General features: G+C 60.3%; 20 protein-coding genes. 9 read left to right on the forward strand and 11 right to left on the reverse strand.

What is annotated here, in order from left to right; genetic code table 11:
* Positions 1–187 precede the first annotated feature (187 nt).
* The 3 genes from glnL to trmL are packed head-to-tail and all read left to right on the forward strand — an operon-like array spanning position 188 to position 3,132.
* Positions 188–1,255 carry a nitrogen regulation protein NR(II) gene (gene glnL, locus EGJ68_RS01060; protein ID WP_123032721.1) on the forward strand — a complete coding sequence of 356 codons (1,068 nt, stop codon included), beginning with the start codon at positions 188–190 and terminating at the stop codon, positions 1,253–1,255.
* On the forward strand, positions 1,239–2,648 hold the full coding sequence (glnG, locus tag EGJ68_RS01065) for a nitrogen regulation protein NR(I) (RefSeq protein WP_123032722.1): 1,410 nt from the start codon (positions 1,239–1,241) through the stop codon (positions 2,646–2,648). Before glnL ends, glnG begins: the two co-directional genes overlap by 17 nt.
* 19 nt (positions 2,649–2,667) lie before the next feature.
* On the forward strand, positions 2,668–3,132 hold the full coding sequence (gene trmL / locus EGJ68_RS01070; protein ID WP_123032723.1) for a tRNA (uridine(34)/cytosine(34)/5-carboxymethylaminomethyluridine(34)-2'-O)-methyltransferase TrmL: 465 nt from the start codon (positions 2,668–2,670) through the stop codon (positions 3,130–3,132).
* Positions 3,133–3,185: 53 nt separating this feature from the next.
* Here the strand turns inward: trmL and secB are convergent, their stop codons facing one another.
* From secB to EGJ68_RS01085, 3 genes are read right to left on the reverse strand one after another with little or no spacing between them, the layout of a single operon-like run.
* Positions 3,186–3,701 (reverse strand): protein-export chaperone SecB, encoded by a 516-nt coding sequence (gene secB / locus EGJ68_RS01075; protein ID WP_027950586.1) that lies wholly within the window; start codon positions 3,699–3,701, stop codon positions 3,186–3,188.
* A 24-nt stretch (positions 3,702–3,725) separates the two neighbouring features.
* Positions 3,726–4,004: a glutaredoxin 3 gene (gene grxC / locus EGJ68_RS01080; RefSeq protein ID WP_123032724.1), complete on the reverse strand. Its 279-nt coding sequence runs from the start codon at positions 4,002–4,004 to the stop codon at positions 3,726–3,728.
* Between the two features lie 9 nt (positions 4,005–4,013).
* Positions 4,014–4,427, reverse strand: coding sequence for a rhodanese-like domain-containing protein (locus EGJ68_RS01085; protein ID WP_123032725.1), 414 nt, complete (start codon positions 4,425–4,427; stop codon positions 4,014–4,016).
* 243 nt (positions 4,428–4,670) lie between these two features.
* Here EGJ68_RS01085 and gpmI point away from each other — a divergent pair, with 243 nt between their 5' ends.
* The 5 genes from gpmI (at position 4,671) to EGJ68_RS01110 (ending at position 10,436) form a co-directional block, all read left to right on the forward strand.
* Positions 4,671–6,227: a 2,3-bisphosphoglycerate-independent phosphoglycerate mutase gene (gene gpmI, locus EGJ68_RS01090; RefSeq protein ID WP_123032726.1), complete on the forward strand. Its 1,557-nt coding sequence runs from the start codon at positions 4,671–4,673 to the stop codon at positions 6,225–6,227.
* A 4-nt stretch (positions 6,228–6,231) separates the two neighbouring features.
* Positions 6,232–7,392 carry a murein hydrolase activator EnvC family protein gene (locus EGJ68_RS01095; RefSeq protein WP_123032727.1) on the forward strand — a complete coding sequence of 387 codons (1,161 nt, stop codon included), beginning with the start codon at positions 6,232–6,234 and terminating at the stop codon, positions 7,390–7,392.
* An 86-nt stretch (positions 7,393–7,478) separates the two neighbouring features.
* Positions 7,479–8,786, forward strand: coding sequence for a S41 family peptidase (locus EGJ68_RS01100; RefSeq protein WP_123032728.1), 1,308 nt, complete (start codon positions 7,479–7,481; stop codon positions 8,784–8,786).
* A gap of 3 nt (positions 8,787–8,789) precedes the next feature.
* Positions 8,790–9,623: a divergent polysaccharide deacetylase family protein gene (locus tag EGJ68_RS01105; protein ID WP_123032729.1), complete on the forward strand. Its 834-nt coding sequence runs from the start codon at positions 8,790–8,792 to the stop codon at positions 9,621–9,623.
* Positions 9,624–9,626: 3 nt separating this feature from the next.
* Positions 9,627–10,436 (forward strand): DUF3667 domain-containing protein, encoded by an 810-nt coding sequence (locus tag EGJ68_RS01110; protein ID WP_199227887.1) that lies wholly within the window; start codon positions 9,627–9,629, stop codon positions 10,434–10,436.
* A gap of 55 nt (positions 10,437–10,491) precedes the next feature.
* Here EGJ68_RS01110 and EGJ68_RS18450 read toward each other — a convergent pair whose 3' ends face one another.
* The 5 genes from EGJ68_RS18450 to EGJ68_RS01135 all read right to left on the reverse strand — a co-directional run bounded on the left by EGJ68_RS18450 (position 10,492) and on the right by EGJ68_RS01135 (position 12,864).
* A complete protein-coding gene (locus EGJ68_RS18450; protein ID WP_199227888.1) occupies positions 10,492–10,746 on the reverse strand; it encodes a cysteine-rich CWC family protein in 255 nt (84 codons plus the stop codon).
* Between the two features lie 27 nt (positions 10,747–10,773).
* Positions 10,774–11,484, reverse strand: coding sequence for a pseudouridine synthase (locus EGJ68_RS01120; protein ID WP_123032730.1), 711 nt, complete (start codon positions 11,482–11,484; stop codon positions 10,774–10,776).
* A 10-nt stretch (positions 11,485–11,494) separates the two neighbouring features.
* Positions 11,495–11,764, reverse strand: coding sequence for a hypothetical protein (locus EGJ68_RS01125; protein WP_123032731.1), 270 nt, complete (start codon positions 11,762–11,764; stop codon positions 11,495–11,497).
* A 23-nt stretch (positions 11,765–11,787) separates the two neighbouring features.
* Positions 11,788–12,294: a nitroreductase family deazaflavin-dependent oxidoreductase gene (locus EGJ68_RS01130; protein ID WP_199227889.1), complete on the reverse strand. Its 507-nt coding sequence runs from the start codon at positions 12,292–12,294 to the stop codon at positions 11,788–11,790.
* A 114-nt stretch (positions 12,295–12,408) separates the two neighbouring features.
* A complete protein-coding gene (locus tag EGJ68_RS01135) occupies positions 12,409–12,864 on the reverse strand; it encodes a MarR family winged helix-turn-helix transcriptional regulator (protein ID WP_233248632.1) in 456 nt (151 codons plus the stop codon).
* A gap of 210 nt (positions 12,865–13,074) precedes the next feature.
* Here EGJ68_RS01135 and EGJ68_RS01140 point away from each other — a divergent pair, with 210 nt between their 5' ends.
* Entirely contained in the window at positions 13,075–14,628 is a 1,554-nt protein-coding gene (locus tag EGJ68_RS01140; RefSeq protein WP_123032733.1) for an amidohydrolase family protein, read from the forward strand.
* 236 nt (positions 14,629–14,864) lie between these two features.
* Here the strand turns inward: EGJ68_RS01140 and EGJ68_RS01145 are convergent, their stop codons facing one another.
* From EGJ68_RS01145 to EGJ68_RS01150, 3 genes are all read right to left on the reverse strand, one after another.
* Positions 14,865–15,254, reverse strand: a complete 390-nt coding sequence (locus EGJ68_RS01145) for a RidA family protein (RefSeq protein WP_123032734.1) — start codon at positions 15,252–15,254, stop codon at positions 14,865–14,867.
* A 100-nt stretch (positions 15,255–15,354) separates the two neighbouring features.
* Entirely contained in the window at positions 15,355–15,579 is a 225-nt protein-coding gene (locus EGJ68_RS18055) for a hypothetical protein (RefSeq protein WP_158283444.1), read from the reverse strand.
* Positions 15,580–16,086: 507 nt separating this feature from the next.
* Positions 16,087–16,749, reverse strand: coding sequence for a YoaK family protein (locus EGJ68_RS01150; RefSeq protein WP_123032735.1), 663 nt, complete (start codon positions 16,747–16,749; stop codon positions 16,087–16,089).
* Positions 16,750–16,841: the final 92 nt, after the last annotated feature.

A 16,841-nucleotide genomic window follows, 5' to 3' on the forward strand; every position in this document is an offset into this window, starting at 1 on the left:
AGTACACGCCGGCCTCCCGAGAATCGCGGCCAGCGCCGACTGCCACGCATAAAGTAAGCACACACTTACCCTGAAAACTCAGTTTTAAGCGGCACGATTAGGAGAAGTAAGCCCTTAAGGGAAGTTGGCGTCATTCTTGCTTTGCCAACAGGCGTACCGCGCTCAGGCGGTCAATCATGGGGCAGGCATGCAGCAGAGACCCGACATTCTGGACCACATCAGCACCGGCGTCATCGCCCTGGATGCACAGCTGCGCCTGACAGCCATCAACTCCGCTGCCGAAGCGCTGCTGGAAGCCTCGGCCACGCGCGTCATGGGCGCACATGCCAGCCACCTGGTCCTGCATGCGACAGAACTGCTGGAAACCCTGAAGCACGCACGCAGCACCCGTGCGACTCTCGCGCGCCGCGGTATGTTACTCACCACACACGCCGGCCAGGAAGTGCAGATCGACCTGATTGTCACCGCCATCCAGGGGGAGCAGGGTGACAGCCTCTTGCTGGAGCTGATCCCGATTGACCGGCTGCAGCGCATCAGCCGCGAAGAGAGCATGTTGCACGCGCAGGAAACCACCCGTGCGGTGATTCGCGGCCTGGCGCACGAAATCAAGAATCCGCTGGGCGGGGTGCGCGGCGCCGCCCAGTTGCTGGCCAAGGAGCTGCCCAACGAGGAGCTGGCCGAATACACACGCATCATCATCCGCGAAGCGGATCGCCTGCGCGACCTCGTCGATCGGCTGCTTGGCCCCAACCAGCGACTGGCCATCGAGCCGGTCAATATTCACGAAATCATCGAGCATGTGCGCAACCTGATCTCAGCCGAGGTGAACAACGCGGTAACCATCAACCGCGACTACGATCCCAGCCTGCCACCGCTGCCGGTTGACCGCGCGCAGCTCATTCAGGCAGTGCTGAATATCATGCGCAATGCTTTGCAGGCGGCGTCTTCGCCGGAGGCGTGCACGATTCTCCTGCGCACACGGTCGCAGCGCCAATTCACGATCGGCGGTCACCGCCACCGGCTGGTCTGCCGTGTGGACATTATCGACAACGGGCCGGGCATTCCCGCCGAAATACAGCAGGCGATTTTCGTGCCCATGGTGACAGGCAGGCCCGATGGCACGGGGCTGGGGCTTTCCATCGCCCAATCCATCGTCAACCGCCACGGCGGCCTGCTGGAATGTAGCAGCGAACCGGGCAACACACGTTTTACACTCTATTTACCAATGGAACAGAGCCATGCAGAGACACGCTAAAGTCTGGGTCGTGGATGATGACAGCTCTATTCGCTGGGTGCTGGAACGCGCGCTCAGCCAGGCCGGCATCGACAACGAGAGCTTTTCCGATGGCGACCAGCTCATCGAACGCATGCTATCGGAGCGGCCGGACGTCATCATCAGCGACATCCGCATGCCCGGCATCGACGGCCTCGACCTGCTGACACGCATCAACGACGAGCACCCGGAACTACCGGTCATCATCACCACCGCCCACTCGGACCTGGAAAGCGCCGTTGCCTCTTACCAGCGCGGTGCGTTCGAATACCTGCCCAAGCCTTTTGATATTGACGAGGTGGTAGCCATCACCGAGCGGGCGCTCGCCCAGGCGCGGGAAAAACGCGGCGAAATGACGCTCCCCGAGGCGCTGCCGGAAACCGAAATCATCGGCGAGGCACCCGCCATGCAGGAGGTGTTCCGGGCCATCGGGCGCCTGGCGCAAAGCAACATTACCGTGCTGATCAACGGCGAATCCGGCACCGGCAAGGAACTGGTGGCGCGGGCGCTGCACCGCCACAGCCCACGGGCCCAGCGTCCGTTCATTGCCCTGAACATGGCGGCCATTCCCCGTGACCTGATGGAGTCAGAGCTGTTCGGCCATGAAAAGGGCGCTTTCACCGGCGCCAACAGCAAGCGGGAAGGGCGCTTCGAGCAGGCCAACGGCGGCACCCTGTTCCTCGACGAAATTGGCGATATGCCGGCGGAGACCCAGACCCGCCTGCTGCGGGTGCTGGCAGACGGCGAGTTTTACCGTGTCGGCGGACATACCTCGGTGAAGGTGGACGTGCGTATTATCGCCGCCACCCACCAGGACCTCGAGGAACGCGTGCAGCGCGGTGACTTCCGTGAAGACCTGTTCCACCGTCTGAACGTCATCCGCATTCACATTCCGCGGCTGGCGGAGCGCCGGGAAGACATACCGCGGCTGATGAAGTTCTTCTTCCGCAAGGCCGCAGAAGAGCTCGGCGGGGAGCCGAAAATCCTGCTACCCGACACCGAGCGTTTCCTCATCGCACTCGCCTGGCCCGGCAACGTGCGCCAACTGGAGAACACCTGTCGCTGGCTGACCGTCATGGCGTCAGGGCGCGAAATTCACCTGCGCGACCTGCCGCCGGAGCTGGGCAAGGTCGCCACACCCGTCGCCGGCGGCACCTCGTCGCAGTGGAACGAGCAACTCGGGCAGTGGGCGCGCAAGGAACTGCAGCAGGGCAAGCATCATATTCTGCGCCAGGCAGTACCGATGTTCGAGCGGGCGATGATTGAAGTGGCGCTGGCGCAAACCCAGGGCCGCAAGCGCGACGCGGCTGAGCTGCTGGGCTGGGGCCGCAACACCCTCACACGCAAAATGAAAGATCTGGATATGAGCGACTGAGGGACGGCATACTGCGCGCATGCTGAATATCGTCCTGTACGAACCGGAAATTCCGCCGAATACCGGCAACATCATTCGCCTTTGCGCCAACACCGGCTGTCAGCTGCACCTGATCGAGCCACTGGGCTTCGAGCTGGATGACCGCCGTCTGCGGCGCGCAGGCCTCGATTACCGCGAGTTCGCCAAGGTCTGCGTGCACCCCACCCTGGACGCCCTGCGCAGCAGCCTGCCGCAATCTCGCCTGCTCGCGGTGAGCACGCGCGGCACCACACCGCACCACCAGGCACAATTCCGCGCCGGCGATGCCATTCTGCTGGGACCTGAAACCCGGGGGTTGCCGCAAGCGCTGCTGGCATCACTGCCAGCAGAGCAGGTGTTGCGCATACCCATGCGCACAGACAGCCGCAGCCTCAACCTGAGCAATGCGGCGGCCATTCTGTGTTACGAGGGCTTGCGCCAGCTGGGATTCCCCGGGCTGGAATAGGCGGTGCGAGGGGGATGGTCGGCCACACCCGCCGGGCGTGGCCGGAGTACTGCTTAGTGTTCCGTGGCGCTCGCGGTACCTGCAGCCGGTGCCTCGCCCTGCTCCTGTGAGCGCGCCAGCGCCTGCATGTACAGGCCGTCGAAGTTCACCGGAGCGAGCATGACCGGGGGAAAGCCGCCCTTCACACACAGCGAATCGATGTTTTCGCGGGCATAAGGGAAAAGGATATTCGGCGCAGCGGTCGCCAACACCCGGCGCAGGTTCTCACCGTCAAAACCCTTGATCAGGAAAATACCCGCCTGCTGGATTTCCACCAGAAATGCGGTCTCTTCTTCCATTTTGGCCGTGACCGTAATCGTCAACACCACTTCATAGTTGCCATTTTCGTCGATGGCATCGCTCTTGGTGTTGAGGTCGACATTGACCTTCGGCTGCCACTGCTTGCGAAACACGCCGGGGCTGGCCGGTGATTCAAAGGACAGATCCTTGTTGTAAATACGCTGCAACACGAACTGCTGTTGTACCGCTTCATCTGCGGCGCCTGCTGCGGGTGCTTGTTCATCGGCCATTGAGCCGTCCTCCATCGGGTTGTGTTAACGGCCGGGGGCGGGTTGCGCCTGGGCCAATAGGGAATCGAGACGGCCCTGGCGCTCCAGCGCCACCAGCTCGTCGCAGCCGCCGACGTGTACGTCGCCGACCCAAATTTGCGGTACCGTGTGGCGCCCGCTCAGGCGCTCCATCTCGGCGCGTTTGGCGCGGTCACCGTCCACCGGGATGTCGAGAAATTCCACGCCCTTGCCCGCCAGCAGGCTGCGCGCACGCACGCAGTAGGGGCAGAAGCGAGTTGTGTAAAGCGTTACCGGCGCAGTCATGGCGGGGGCCTATTTGACCGTGGGCAGCTGCAGGTTGCTCCACTCCAGCATACCGCCACCCATCTTGTAGACCTTTTCGTAGCCGGCGGCTTTGAGCTGCTTGCCCGCGGAAGCCGCGGTCTGGCCCATCTTGCACACCAGGATCACAGGGCGCTGCCGGTACTTGCCCAGCTCGTCCATGCGCGCGGGCAGCTTGGCCGCCGGTATGTTCAGCGCATCGACAATGTGCCCGCTCTTGAAGTCCGCGGCATCGCGCAGGTCGACAAAGATGCCCTCTTCCGCGTTCACCAGCGTGATGGCCTGCTGCGGGGTGAGTGCGGGGCCGGACTTGCGCGCCTCGTGCATCACCAGCATGACGACAACCGCCAGCAGTGCGGCAAAAACCACCCACTGCTGCATAAAGAATTCAATAAACAGGGCCATAACCGTGTCGCGTGCTCACCTTTGAGATTACGTTCGAACGCCGGCCCGTGTGCGAGTTGCACCAAACACCAGCGGGCGGGCTGCAGAAAAGGCCGCAAGTATACAGCCTATGCCCGGCGGCAACCAGCCACCCCTGACAGCCCCCTGCGCAGGTCGGGCCGCCTGGAGGCGATGCGATTCCCCCGTCGACAGGGTAGAATGGCCAGCCCCGGCCACACGCGACCACCGGAGCACGGATTGAGCATGAGCAACGCCCGTAAAACACCCACAGTACTGATCATTCTCGACGGCTGGGGCCACCGCGAAGAGGCGCGCGACAACGCCATCGTGCAGGCCAACACGCCAGTGTGGGACCGGCTCTGGCGCGACGCACCGCACACGCTAGTCTCAGGTTCGGGGCTGGATGTGGGTTTGCCGGCGGGCCAGATGGGCAATTCCGAGGTGGGCCACATGAGCCTGGGCTCGGGCCGGGTGATCTACCAGAACATCACCCGTATCGACCAGGCCATTGCCGATGGCAGTTTCGACCGCAACCCGGCCTACACCGGTGCCATCGATGCCGCGGTTACCGGTGGCGGCGCGGTGCATGTGCTGGGGCTGCTCTCGCCCGGTGGTGTACACAGCCACGAAGACCACATTCTCGCCGCCGTGCGCCTGGCCGCAGCGCGAGGCGCCAGCCGGGTTTATCTGCACGCCTTCCTCGACGGACGGGATACCCCGCCGCGCAGCGCCGAGGCATCGTTGATTCGCGCCGAAGCACTGTTTAACGAGCTCGACTGTGGCCGCGTGGCGAGTATTGTCGGACGCTACTATGCAATGGATCGCGACAACCGCTGGGAGCGCATCGAACAGGCATGGCAACTGCTGACCACTGGCAGTGCCGCACACCGCGCGCCTACCGCGCAGGCCGCGCTGGCAGCCGCTTACGCCAGAGATGAGAACGACGAATTCGTGTTGCCTACCGCAGTGGGGGCGGAGGGCGAGGAGAGTGCCGCGATTCGCGATGGCGACTGCGTACTGTTCATGAACTTCCGCTCTGACCGTGCGCGCCAGCTCACCCGCGCTTTCACCGACCCCGCCTTTGCCGGTTTCGAGCGGGGCCACGTGCCGCTGCTCGCAGGCTTCGTCACCACCACCGAATACGCCGCAGATATCGACGCACCCTGCGCGTTTCCCCCCGAGCACCTCGACAACGTGCTCGGCGCCTACCTGGGCGAGCAGGGCAAAACCCAGCTGCGTATAGCCGAGACTGAAAAATACGCCCACGTCACCTTCTTTTTCAGCGGTGGACGGGAAGACACCTTTCCGGGCGAAGAACGCATCATGATACCGTCGCCAGACGTTGCCACCTACGACCTCAAGCCCGAGATGAGTGCGCCCGAGGTGACCGACAAGCTGGTGGAGGCTATCCACAGCGGCCACTACGACTTCATCGTCTGCAACTACGCCAACGGCGACATGGTCGGCCATACCGGCATCTTCGGCGCTGCAGTCAAGGCCGTGGAAGCGCTGGACACCTGTCTGGGGCGGGTGGAGGCCGCTCTGCTGGAGGTGGGCGGACAGGCCCTGGTAACCGCCGATCACGGCAACTGCGAGCAGATGCTCGACTACGAATCCGGCCAATTGCATACCCAGCACACCACCGAGCATGTGCCCCTGGTGTACATCGGCCAGCGGCCCTGTGAACTGGACGCGGCCGGCGGCATCCTGGCTGACATTGCGCCCACCCTGCTGTGCCTTATGAACCTTGCACAACCGGCAGAAATGACCGGGCACAGCCTGGCCGACTGCAAGGCGTAGGGCCATGCTGCGCCTGCGCCGGCACTGTGCAGGCCTGATACTGGCCGTGGGCCTGCTCAGCCCGCCACTGGGAACCCCCGCCTGGGCGGAAGGCGAAGAGGATGCCGCGCGCGCCAGCCTCGCCGAGCTGCAGGCCCAGATAAAGTCAGTCACCAACCAGCTGGACCGCGCGCGCAACCAGCTCAGCACCGAACAGAAGCAGCTGCGCGAAGCGGAACGGCGCCTGGGCCAGTTACAGCAGGCCATCGGCAACAACCGCGAGGCCATCCGCAACACCGAAGCCGAACTAGCATCGCTTGCCAGCCGCAGCGCCGAACTGGAAGCCGCGCGCGACCGCCAACAGGTGCGCATTGGCACGGAACTGCGCGCCGCCTGGCAAATGGGCCAGCAGGGCACGGTGAAAGTGCTGCTGAACCAGGAAAGCCCGCATACCGTGGCACGCGCCATGGCCTACTATCGCTACTTCTTCCAGGCGCGCAACGAACTCGTCGTCACTTACCGTGCCACGCTTGCCGAACTGGCTGCCGTGGCGGCACGCAGCGAAGCCGCCGCCCGGCAACTGGGCGAGCAACAGGCAGAACTGCAAAGCCAGCAGGAAGCGCTGTTGGCCTCGCGCGCAGAGCGCGAACAGGCCATTGCCGCGCTCGCCACCAATATCCGCAACAAGGATGATGAGCTGCAGCAACTGGAGCGGGACCGCGAGGAGCTGGAGCAGCTGCTGGAATCGATCAAGCAGGCCATCGTGGAAATCGAGCTGCCGGCGGATTACAAACCCTTCGCCAGCCGCAAGGGCAGCATGACCTGGCCCGTGGATGCGCGTCGCAACAACAGTTTTGGCGCCAGCCGGGGCCTGGGCGGCATGCGCTGGCAGGGCATCAACCTGACCGCCGACGAAGGCAGCACCGTGCGTGCCATTCACCATGGCCGCGTTGTGTTCGCCGACTGGTTGCGCGGCTCCGGCCTACTGCTGATCGTCGATCATGGCGATGGCTACATGAGCCTCTACGCCCACAACCAAAGCCTGCTGAAAGAGGTGGGGGAGTGGGTGGCACCGGGTACACCGGTGAGCACTGTGGGCAGCAGCGGCGGCCTTGAGCGGGCGGCCCTGTATTTCGAAATCCGCAAGGATGGCAAGCCTCTCGATCCGGTTGCCTGGTGCCGCTAGAGCCCCGCGCTAGCGCGGTTTCAGCCGGAATCGGTTACACTGCACACTTTCACCTGGCAACGGCGCAACGCCGACGGCGGTAACCCATGCACTCACAGTTTTCTCCCCTGGCAGCGCTGCGCAATGCGCTTCTGGCCTGCTTTCTGGGAGCGCCCGCAGCGCTGGCACAGCACACACAGCAGAATGCCGAACTGCCATTGGACGAACTGCGCACCTTCGCCGACGTGTTCAACCAGATCCGCATTGGCTACGTGGAGGAAATCGACGACAGCACGCTGCTGGAATACGCCATCCAGGGCATGCTGATGAACCTGGACCCGCACTCGGCGTACCTGACCGAAGAGGCGTTTGAAGACCTGCAAAGCAACACCAGTGGCGAGTTCAGCGGGCTGGGCATTGAAGTGGGTATGGAAGATGGCTACGTGAAAATCGTCGCGCCCATCGACGGCTCCCCCGCCGCCGAAGCCGGGCTGATGAGCGGCGACCTGATTCTCAAACTGGATGGCAAGCAGGTCAAAGGGCTGTCCTTGAATGAAGCCATTGAGCTGATGCGTGGCCCCAAGGGCAGCCCGATCGAGCTGCAGATTGGACGCCCCGGCGCCAGCCAGCCCTTCGACATCACCCTGAAGCGCGACACCATCAAGGTCGCAAGCGTGCGCGAGCGTTTCCTCGAGCCCGGCTACGGCTATATTCGCGTGGCCCAGTTCCAGACCGGCACCGGCGATGATGTCGGCGCTGCGCTGGAGCGGCTCATGGCCAAGTCGTCGCTCAAGGGCCTGGTGCTGGACCTGCGCAACAACCCCGGTGGCGTACTGGGTGCGAGCGTGGATGTGGCGGGGTTGTTTATGGATGGCGGGCTGGTGGTCTACACCGAAGGTCGACTGGCGAACTCCGCAATGCGTTACGCCGCCGATGCCGGTGACGTCAGTAATGGCGCGCCACTGGTGGTGCTCATCAACGGTGGCTCGGCGAGCGCATCCGAGATTGTTGCCGGCGCACTGCAGGACCAGAAACGCGCCGTGATCATGGGCACCGACAGCTTCGGCAAGGGCTCCGTGCAAACCGTGATGCCCATCTCGGAATCGCGCGCCGTCAAGCTGACCACCGCGCTCTACTTTACGCCCAACGGGCGCTCCATTCAGGCGGCAGGCATTGAGCCGGACATTATCGTAGAGCGCGCGCAGGTCACCGCCTACGACACCTCCAACCAGATTACCGAAGCCGACCTCACACGCCGGCTGGATAACGTCAACGGTGAAACACGCCGTAGCCAGCGCCCGTCGGAAGGCTTACTGGGTACCGACAACCAGCTTTACGAAGCTCTCACATTGCTCAAGGGGGTCAACATCCTCGGCCTGCGCAGCGCGCCCGCGAGCGCCGCTGGCGACGGCTGAAGCGTGCGGCAAGGCCTGCTGCTGGCGCTGCTGTTACCCCTGGCAGCCTGGGGTATGCGCCCGCTGGACACGCCGCAGGCCGTACCCGAAACCAGCGGCCTCGTGGGCGCGCCCTACACCGCCCCGCTCGCCGGGCCACCACCTGCCTTTGTGTTGCCGGCGGGCAACCCGGCCACACTGGTTATCATCATCGACGACCTGGGCAATCGCCTCAAGGAAGGGCGCCAGACTGTGGCCCTGCCCGGGCGCATCAGCGTCGCCGTGCTGCCGCACACACCCCACGGGGCGCGGCTGGCAGAGGAAGCCTACCGGGCGGGTAAAGACGTCATGCTACATGCCCCCATGAGTACGCTGGATCAGCGCCCGCTGGGCCCGGGTGCCCTCACAGCGGATTTGTCTGAATTGGAGTTCCGCAACACGCTGGGCGCTGCGCTGGCGAGCGTGCCCCATGTGCAGGGGGTGAACAACCACATGGGCAGCGGCCTGACCCAACAGGCGGAACCTATGCGCTGGTTGATGACAGAGCTCACCGAACGCCAGCTCTATTTCGTGGATTCACGCACCCACAGCGCTACCGTGGCCGCCGCCGCCGCAGCCGAAGCCGGCCTGCCGCACCTTTCACGGCAGGTGTTCCTCGACAACGTCGCCCAGCCCGCGGCCATCGCCGAGCGCTTCGTGGATGCGGTAGAGCAGGCCCGACGGCGCGGCATTGCAGTGGCGATTGGGCACCCCTACCCGGAGACCATCGCCTTCTTGCAAACGGTGCTGCCCGGGCTTGAGGCGCAGGGCATACACTTGGCGACAGTGTCAGAGGTGTTGGCACTGGCCGTGCACTAAACTATGCCTATGACGATTCCAGAGCCACGCTATTGCGACAACTGCCAGGCCTCCCTTCATGGCGACTTCTGCCATCAGTGTGGCCAGGAAAAAAAGAGTTATATTCGCAATCTCAGCGGTGTCATCACAGAGTTTTTCGGTGAGTTCAGTAACTGGGACACGCGAGTCTGGCGCACGCTGTTTCCCCTTTGGTTTCGACCCGGTTACCTGAGCCGACGCTACGTTTCCGGCCATCGGGTGCCCTATGTACCACCACTCCGACTGTACCTGTTTACCTCAATTCTCGCTTTCCTGACGTTTACTCAGCTCACACCGCCAGACATTGTGACAATAGAGCGCGCACAGGTTGCGCCGGAACTGGCGGCGAATGCCCAACTGCAAAGCCTGCTGGAAAACCCGCAACTGGCCATCAACCGGTTTTTCCGCCTGGCACCGCAGGTCATGTTTATTCTGTTGCCCTCCTTTGCTTTGCTGCTAAAGCTGCTTTACCTGCGGTCGGGGCATTACTACACCGAACACCTGATCCTGGCGTTGCACAGCCACAGCTTCGTATTGCAGATGCTGGTGTTTTACCTGACGACAGCGACGCTGGGGGAACTGCTGGGGATACTCTGGCTGGGCACTGGCCTGTCCTGGCTGGGCACGCTCATTCTTTGCTGGATTCCAGCCTACCTACTGCTTAGCCAGAAGCGCTTCTACCGACAGCGCTGGGGCAAGACTCTGCTGAAATTCTCGATCACCGCTGCACTCTATACCCTGCTGCTGCTGACAGCCTTTGTGGGCGTGGTTCTCTTCAGCGTATTTTCCGCCTAGCTGGACTGTGCGCATGCGTGAGAACACACTCTCGCAGTCCAGCGAGTGCGTGGCCCTACTGCCTGCAGCGAGCCTTGAATACTGCGGGGTTCTGGTTGTAAAGCCGCACGCATGCCTGACAAATGCAGGCTTTTTGCCTTGCCGCAGCCGGCACCAGGGCAATCAGGCCTGCTGGAATGCTCGCGCTCGCACACCAGCAAGACTGGGTGCTACCGACTCCGCAGGCATTTGATTCACCGCAAAGCGGACATCGCGTTGCATTGCCACTACCCGCCGCCTTACATTCCGTCGTCATTTCATGCTCTTGCATATCGCAGCACCCAATTTTTATGGGAAATCACTTATATGCTGTCTGCGCAAGCTCAAGCGCAGTGAGGTGCCTTGAGGCTCCCGGCTGCAGTTCGCCGAGGAAAACAGGCCCCACTGATACCCGATGCAACGACAGCACCTTGTTGTCAAAATAACCGAACATCCGCTTCACCTGGTGGTACTTGCCTTCAACCAGCGACAGCCTGCACCGGTACTCGGAGAGTATTTCCAGCTGTGCGGGCAGCGTGGTGATGCTCTCATGCGCAAAGTATATGCCGGCGTTAAACGCCGTGACATATTCTCCTGTCAGCGGCCTGGCAACACGCACCTCATAGACCTTGGCAACACGGGCGTCCGGCGAACTTAATGTGCGCGACCACTTGCCGTCGTTGGTCAGCAGCACCAGGCCGGTGGTATTGAAGTCCAGCCGACCCGCAATATGTAGTTCTCCCTTTTGCGGATGTTGCAGAAGATCCAGTACCGTAGGATGTTTGCTGTCCTTCGTCGCACTGACTACGCCCGCCGGCTTATGCAGAGCGAGATACACTGACTGCGCATTGCGCAGACAAACACCATCAAGCTCTACCCGGGTAAATTTTGACACCGGCTCATTGATGGAACGCGCCGTTAGGTTATCCAGAAGAATGCGTCCCTGAGCGATCAACAGTCGTACATCAGCCATCGAGAAGGCGCTGTGCTGGCTGATGAAGCGATCGAGCCGGGTAGTGGAGGACTTCATGGCGCCGCTGCTATAGCGCGTGACGCTTCTTCACGCGCTGCATTTCACGCAGGATGGTAACGAGTTTGTAGGTGCCCCAGGCCATGACGGTGCCGCCGGCTCCCAACAGCATGCTGACTACACCGGGGTCGTTGAGCAGCGGGTGGAAGGCATTGCCATTGGTGGCGAATTTTCCATAGAGGCCCAACCCGAACATGATGGTGCCCGGCGCCTCAATAAGCTGCACTCTAACCAGCTGCCGTTTCAGGGCCTCGAGTTGTTCTTCGGGTTTATGCTGCATGCGCTACGCTCTGCTGACTATATTCAAAATTCGCTACCCGCCACATCCTCAATCTCGAACACCGGCAGAATTCGCGGGTACTGGTTGGCCCACTGCTGATACCGTGTGTAGACAGGTGCATACTGGCAGCACAAGGCGAATTTTTCATCGCGTTCGGTGCCTTCGAGCAGCCGTGTTTTAATGTCGTAGTTCTTGCGTTTGTAGCGTATCCCCGCCTCGGGCCTGGCGCGAAGGTTGTGGGCCCAATGCGGGTCCCTGCTGGTGCCACCTCGCGAACCGACAACCAGCAGCTTACCATCGCCGGTGGGGAATACCGGCAGTACCGTAGAGCGCGTCAGGCCGGATTTGCGGCCAACTGTGGTGAGAATGCAAGGGTTGTTGTAGCCCGACTTATCATCTTTGGTAAAGACCCAGATGATCGGCGAGAACGAAAACCAACGGACGCAGAACACGTCGAACAGGCGGCCGGATTCGGAGCCACCGAACCACCGGATGAAGCGCTGTATTGGCGATACTTTCATTGTTTGCATCCTTTTGGTTCCTGCCACATAACGCCTGACGGCCACCACGAAGACTCGCCGAGCGCCTCCACTGAAGGCAATCTCCTGACAGAGTGAGCAGGCGCCTTATCAAGGCTCTAGCCCTCAAATTGCGCCCAATAAATCCAGAAATACATCCAGTTTTTTGCCATCAACGTTCTTGAGGAGTGTTTCCGACTTGGCATTCAGGGTAACAGAGGCGTTTTCAAACAACTCCTCTCCCGCCGGCGTTATGCGCACCAGGCTTACTCGCGCATCCCGCTCGTTGAACTCTTTTTGCACAAGGCCTATTTTCTCCATCGGCATCAGCATTCTGGTAATACCGGAGGCTGTTCGCTCCAGCGCGTCAGCAATATCTATGCGCCGCAGAACATGATCGGGAGCCCTCATCAGGCTCCGCAATACCATGTATTCGGTTAACCCTATGCCATGAACCGCGCCCAGGCTATTGTCCAAATGCTTGGATATAAGGGCCGTTTTAGCCCACAGGGCAATTGAGATTGCCCCATATTTTGACGCTAACTCCATTGTCATATACCGCTCATATACTTGATCTTTCAAGTATATGCGAAGAGACCTGCTTGTCAACGGGTATGTGAAGCAATGATAATTTCAACAACCGCATTGGAGACGAAGATCACACCCGGAACTGCCGCTCAGAGCGAGCCCCACGGCCAGGCTCAAAGGTGGCTTGCCTCTATCGTAAAGAGCACTTTTTGTCTCAGGCGCTGAACACGTCAGGCTCCTGTGCCGGCTCCTGGAGTTAGAAATTTGAAGAAACTACTGAAAATACTTGTCCTCGGGCTGCTGTCTACCATCGCGGCGCTGGTCCTCGCGTTGACCCTGCCTTTGGCTGAACCACCCTCGACTACCCTTTCGGGCCCGGTTGCTCTAACCGGTGTGACCATCATTGATGTGGAACGGGGCGAGGCGGTAGCGGATCAAACCGTAGTGATCCGCGACGGGGTTGTCGAACATGTCGCGCCTCGCTCCCAAATACAGCTACCTGCGGACGTTCGTCGTGTGGATGCAAAGGGGCAATACCTGATTCCCGGGCTGTGGGATATGCATACGCATTCCATCAAGCGTTCTCCGCAGTTCCACCATGCGTTGTACATCGCACAGGGCGTCACGGGCGTGCGTGACATGTCGGGTTGCCTGTCCGGCAACGACGCCTACTGGGCGTGCCCCAGTGATCGTCGCCGTTGGACAAAGGAGGCCGTGCGCGGCGAACGGGTGGCGCCTCGGTATGCACTGCAGAGCAGCTACCAGACGAACGGCGGCAACGAAGTGCCCGGTGGCTTTCCTGCCTTCTTTCGACTGCAGGGGCCCGCCGATGCTGAAGAACTGGCCGGTTTCTACCGGGATCAGGGCGTGGATTTCATCAAGACCTATTCCGAGCTGACGCCGGCACAGTTCTCGTGGGTTGCACAAAGTGCCAGCAATCATGGTCTTGCGATTGCCGGGCATCGCCCTTTGCGCGTGTCGTTGGCAGATGCACTCGCAGCGGGTCAACGTTCCTTCGAGCATGGACGTTTGTTTCTTTTTGAGTGCTTTGACGGTGCAAAGGCATTTCGTAGCGCCCCGGAACCGCTGGCCATCTACGACGCAACATTGCGGCAGCGCCTTGTGGATGAGCGAAATAGCGAAGCCTGCGCGTTACAGATGCAATCCATGGCCGCTGCAGGTGCCTGGTGGGTGCCGACCCTGACCACATTGAGGATGCCGGTAACGGCCACCGAACCTGTTGCGACGAGCGATCCGCGACTGACGACAGTGCCGTGGTTACGGCGTAAGCTGATGTGGGAGCCGGATGCCCGCCGCGCTGCGCGGGAGCCTGTGCGAAGCGACGGGCGCAATGCACATGCAGTCTTGTTTGATCGTGCCTCGCAGGATGTTGCTCTGGCCCACGCGGCGGGAGTTCGCCTGCTGGCGGGCACCGATACCACCGACACGCTGGTTTTTCCGGGGTTCAGTCTGCACGACGAGCTGCAAATGATGGTGGAGGCCGGGCTGAGCCCGCTTGAGGCACTGCGCAGTGCTACGCTCCACGCGGCAGAGTTTGCGGGTGTCCGTGCGCTGCACGGTAGCATTGCACCGGGGCAGGTAGCTGATCTGGTACTGCTGGAAGCCAACCCACTCACGGACATCGCTCATACACGACGCATCGCCGGGGTGTTTTTCGCCGGACATCATTACGATGACAGGGCTTTGCGTGGCCTGCATGATTTCGCTGGGGGCCAGGCGGTCAGCCCAAGAGCAAACCTGCGCCTGCTGTGGGACCTACTGGCCAGTCCGTTGATGCGCCGCCAGTTGGTGGACTGAATAACGGTGAGCTCAGGCGCGCGCTTCTGAGCGAGTGGCAAAAATCGGTGCCAGGCTCGACTGGAAGGAATGTTGACACATCGACGATCATGGAAAGGCCACTGTCTACTGATTGTGGGCAACTCGGCGACCGAACGCTCAGTCAACGGGCCGTGACGTACCGGCATAATCATTGAGCGCCGCTGCGTTACTGTCCCAGTGACCGGGACTTGTAGAATGCCCCGCTAGACGCCCCTTTACAGATGAGCGATGCATTTAATTTCAATTTTTAGTTCCGGTTGAACCAGTGCGACTACCTGAACGACTGTTTGGCTAACTTCGGGCATACTTCCATATGCAGATTCTCTTTCCTCATATACTGCGTCCACGTTCTCCATCAACTCACTCATGTCTGTAACGAAAAACGTTTCATCGACAATATTTCCCATATCTGCCCCAAACTGGGACAAAACCTGTTTCATGTTTGAGTAGGCAATAGCGGTTTGTTCGGCAATATCAGCTGGCACGATTCCGCTCTCGCTTATCCCAACCTGTCCCGCCATGTAAAGCACGTTTCCAACTTGAGTGCCTTGTGCAATAAAATCTTTAAACGGACCATTTCGATAGGTTTTTTTTTCAATTTTCATTGTTGATTAATCCTCTAAGCAATTGAGGCCAGCACTGAACCAACCAAGAATAAAATTACAGTGAAGGGCTTCAATTGACGCATCTCAAGAGTTGTAACGCCTAGCTCACTGGAGAAGGAGCATCAGCGACTGAGCGCGGTGCAGCTACTGGTTCTGTGTATTCTTGTTTCATTACTACAGCACCAGCAATAACGTCATGGATTGCACGTTTTCTTTTGTTGAAAAGCAAAACTATAAACTCACGCCAGACCCAAAGCTGGTTAACTGTGTCTACCAAGACATACCAAGCGGGGAGCAAGGGCAGTATGTATTCAAAACGCTCCATGCACCCCGCACTTGGCTCATGTGCTGACAGGGTAAATAACGCAAAACCTAGATCAACAGATGATCCCAGAAAAGCTTACTTAAGCCAAATCTTACCTTCATCAGGAGGGGTACCCCTTATCCCGACAGCCATCTTCCCAAGAGTAGATCCAAACTGATAATGGAATGCGACCATCGCTGGTATGACCATATTCAAGCTACTGCATAAACTGTTATCCATAGAGATTTAATAGTTTTTCGCTCCTCAAACGCGGCGCCTACCCCAACATCCGGGTCGCCCATCGCCAAATGAAAAAATGATTCCGAGATTTATGGCAGCAAAAAGCAGCCCCATACAAAAGCAAAGCATCAATACGATATTCAAATAAGTTCGAAAATCGACCCGGGCTCTTCGAATACGAAACTCTTCCATACTCGATCTCGCGGGTTCTACCACACGCCTGTGGCCCAGGCACAACACGCGCTGCGGCGGCGGGGCCACCTGGAGCTGCGGGATACCTACAATGCGCTAAGCGCGCACTTTTGCTCTGTAGGTGGAGTACGACAGGGCGAGTAACAAGCAGATGCTGGCCGGAATGGCGAGCGCGTAAAAACTCAAGGCCGCAAACAAGACGGCTCCCAGAGTGCCGCCCACAATAAAGCCGACAATAATCAACAGGAACAGTGTGGCCTTGCGCCTATCGAATTCTTCCCCCCGCAATCTGGCGCCAAGCATAATCCCCAGGTCGGTGAAAAGACCGGTGACGTGAGTGGTTCGAACCACCGCGCCACTGTAAGTGGTCGCCAGAGCATTCTGCAGGCCGCAGGCGATAGAGGCCAGATAGTGGCCGGGCGAGGCCCCCTGGGTCAGGAAAAAGATAGAGCCGAACAGCAAGGCCGCTTCCAGGCAAAGCAGGCCACTGTAGTTATGCCCCAATTTCAGGGCGCCACTGCGCAGAAAATAGCCAGATATCACCGCACCCGCAAGAAAGCTCACCAGAATCATCAGTAAGTGCAGTGCGGCGAACACGTCGGCGTTCACCAGCCCAGTGCCTAGAAGTGTCGCTGTGCCGGACAGGTGGGAAATGGATTGGTGCTGGAAGCCCAACAAGCCAATGGCATTCACCAGGCCTGCCACCAGGGCCAGGACAAACGCGCCATACTCAACCCACCTGGGCAACTTGGTAATCACATAACCCCCCAAAGCAGCGAGTGCTGAAAAAAAACACGTTCGGGTGCAGGCCAGGAACCGGCGCTCAGACCCGTCCAGCGGCCCTTTATAAC

It is taken from the genome of Haliea alexandrii (assembly GCF_003719295.1).
In the GTDB taxonomy this organism is placed as follows: Bacteria; Pseudomonadota; Gammaproteobacteria; order Pseudomonadales; family Halieaceae; genus Haliea; species Haliea alexandrii.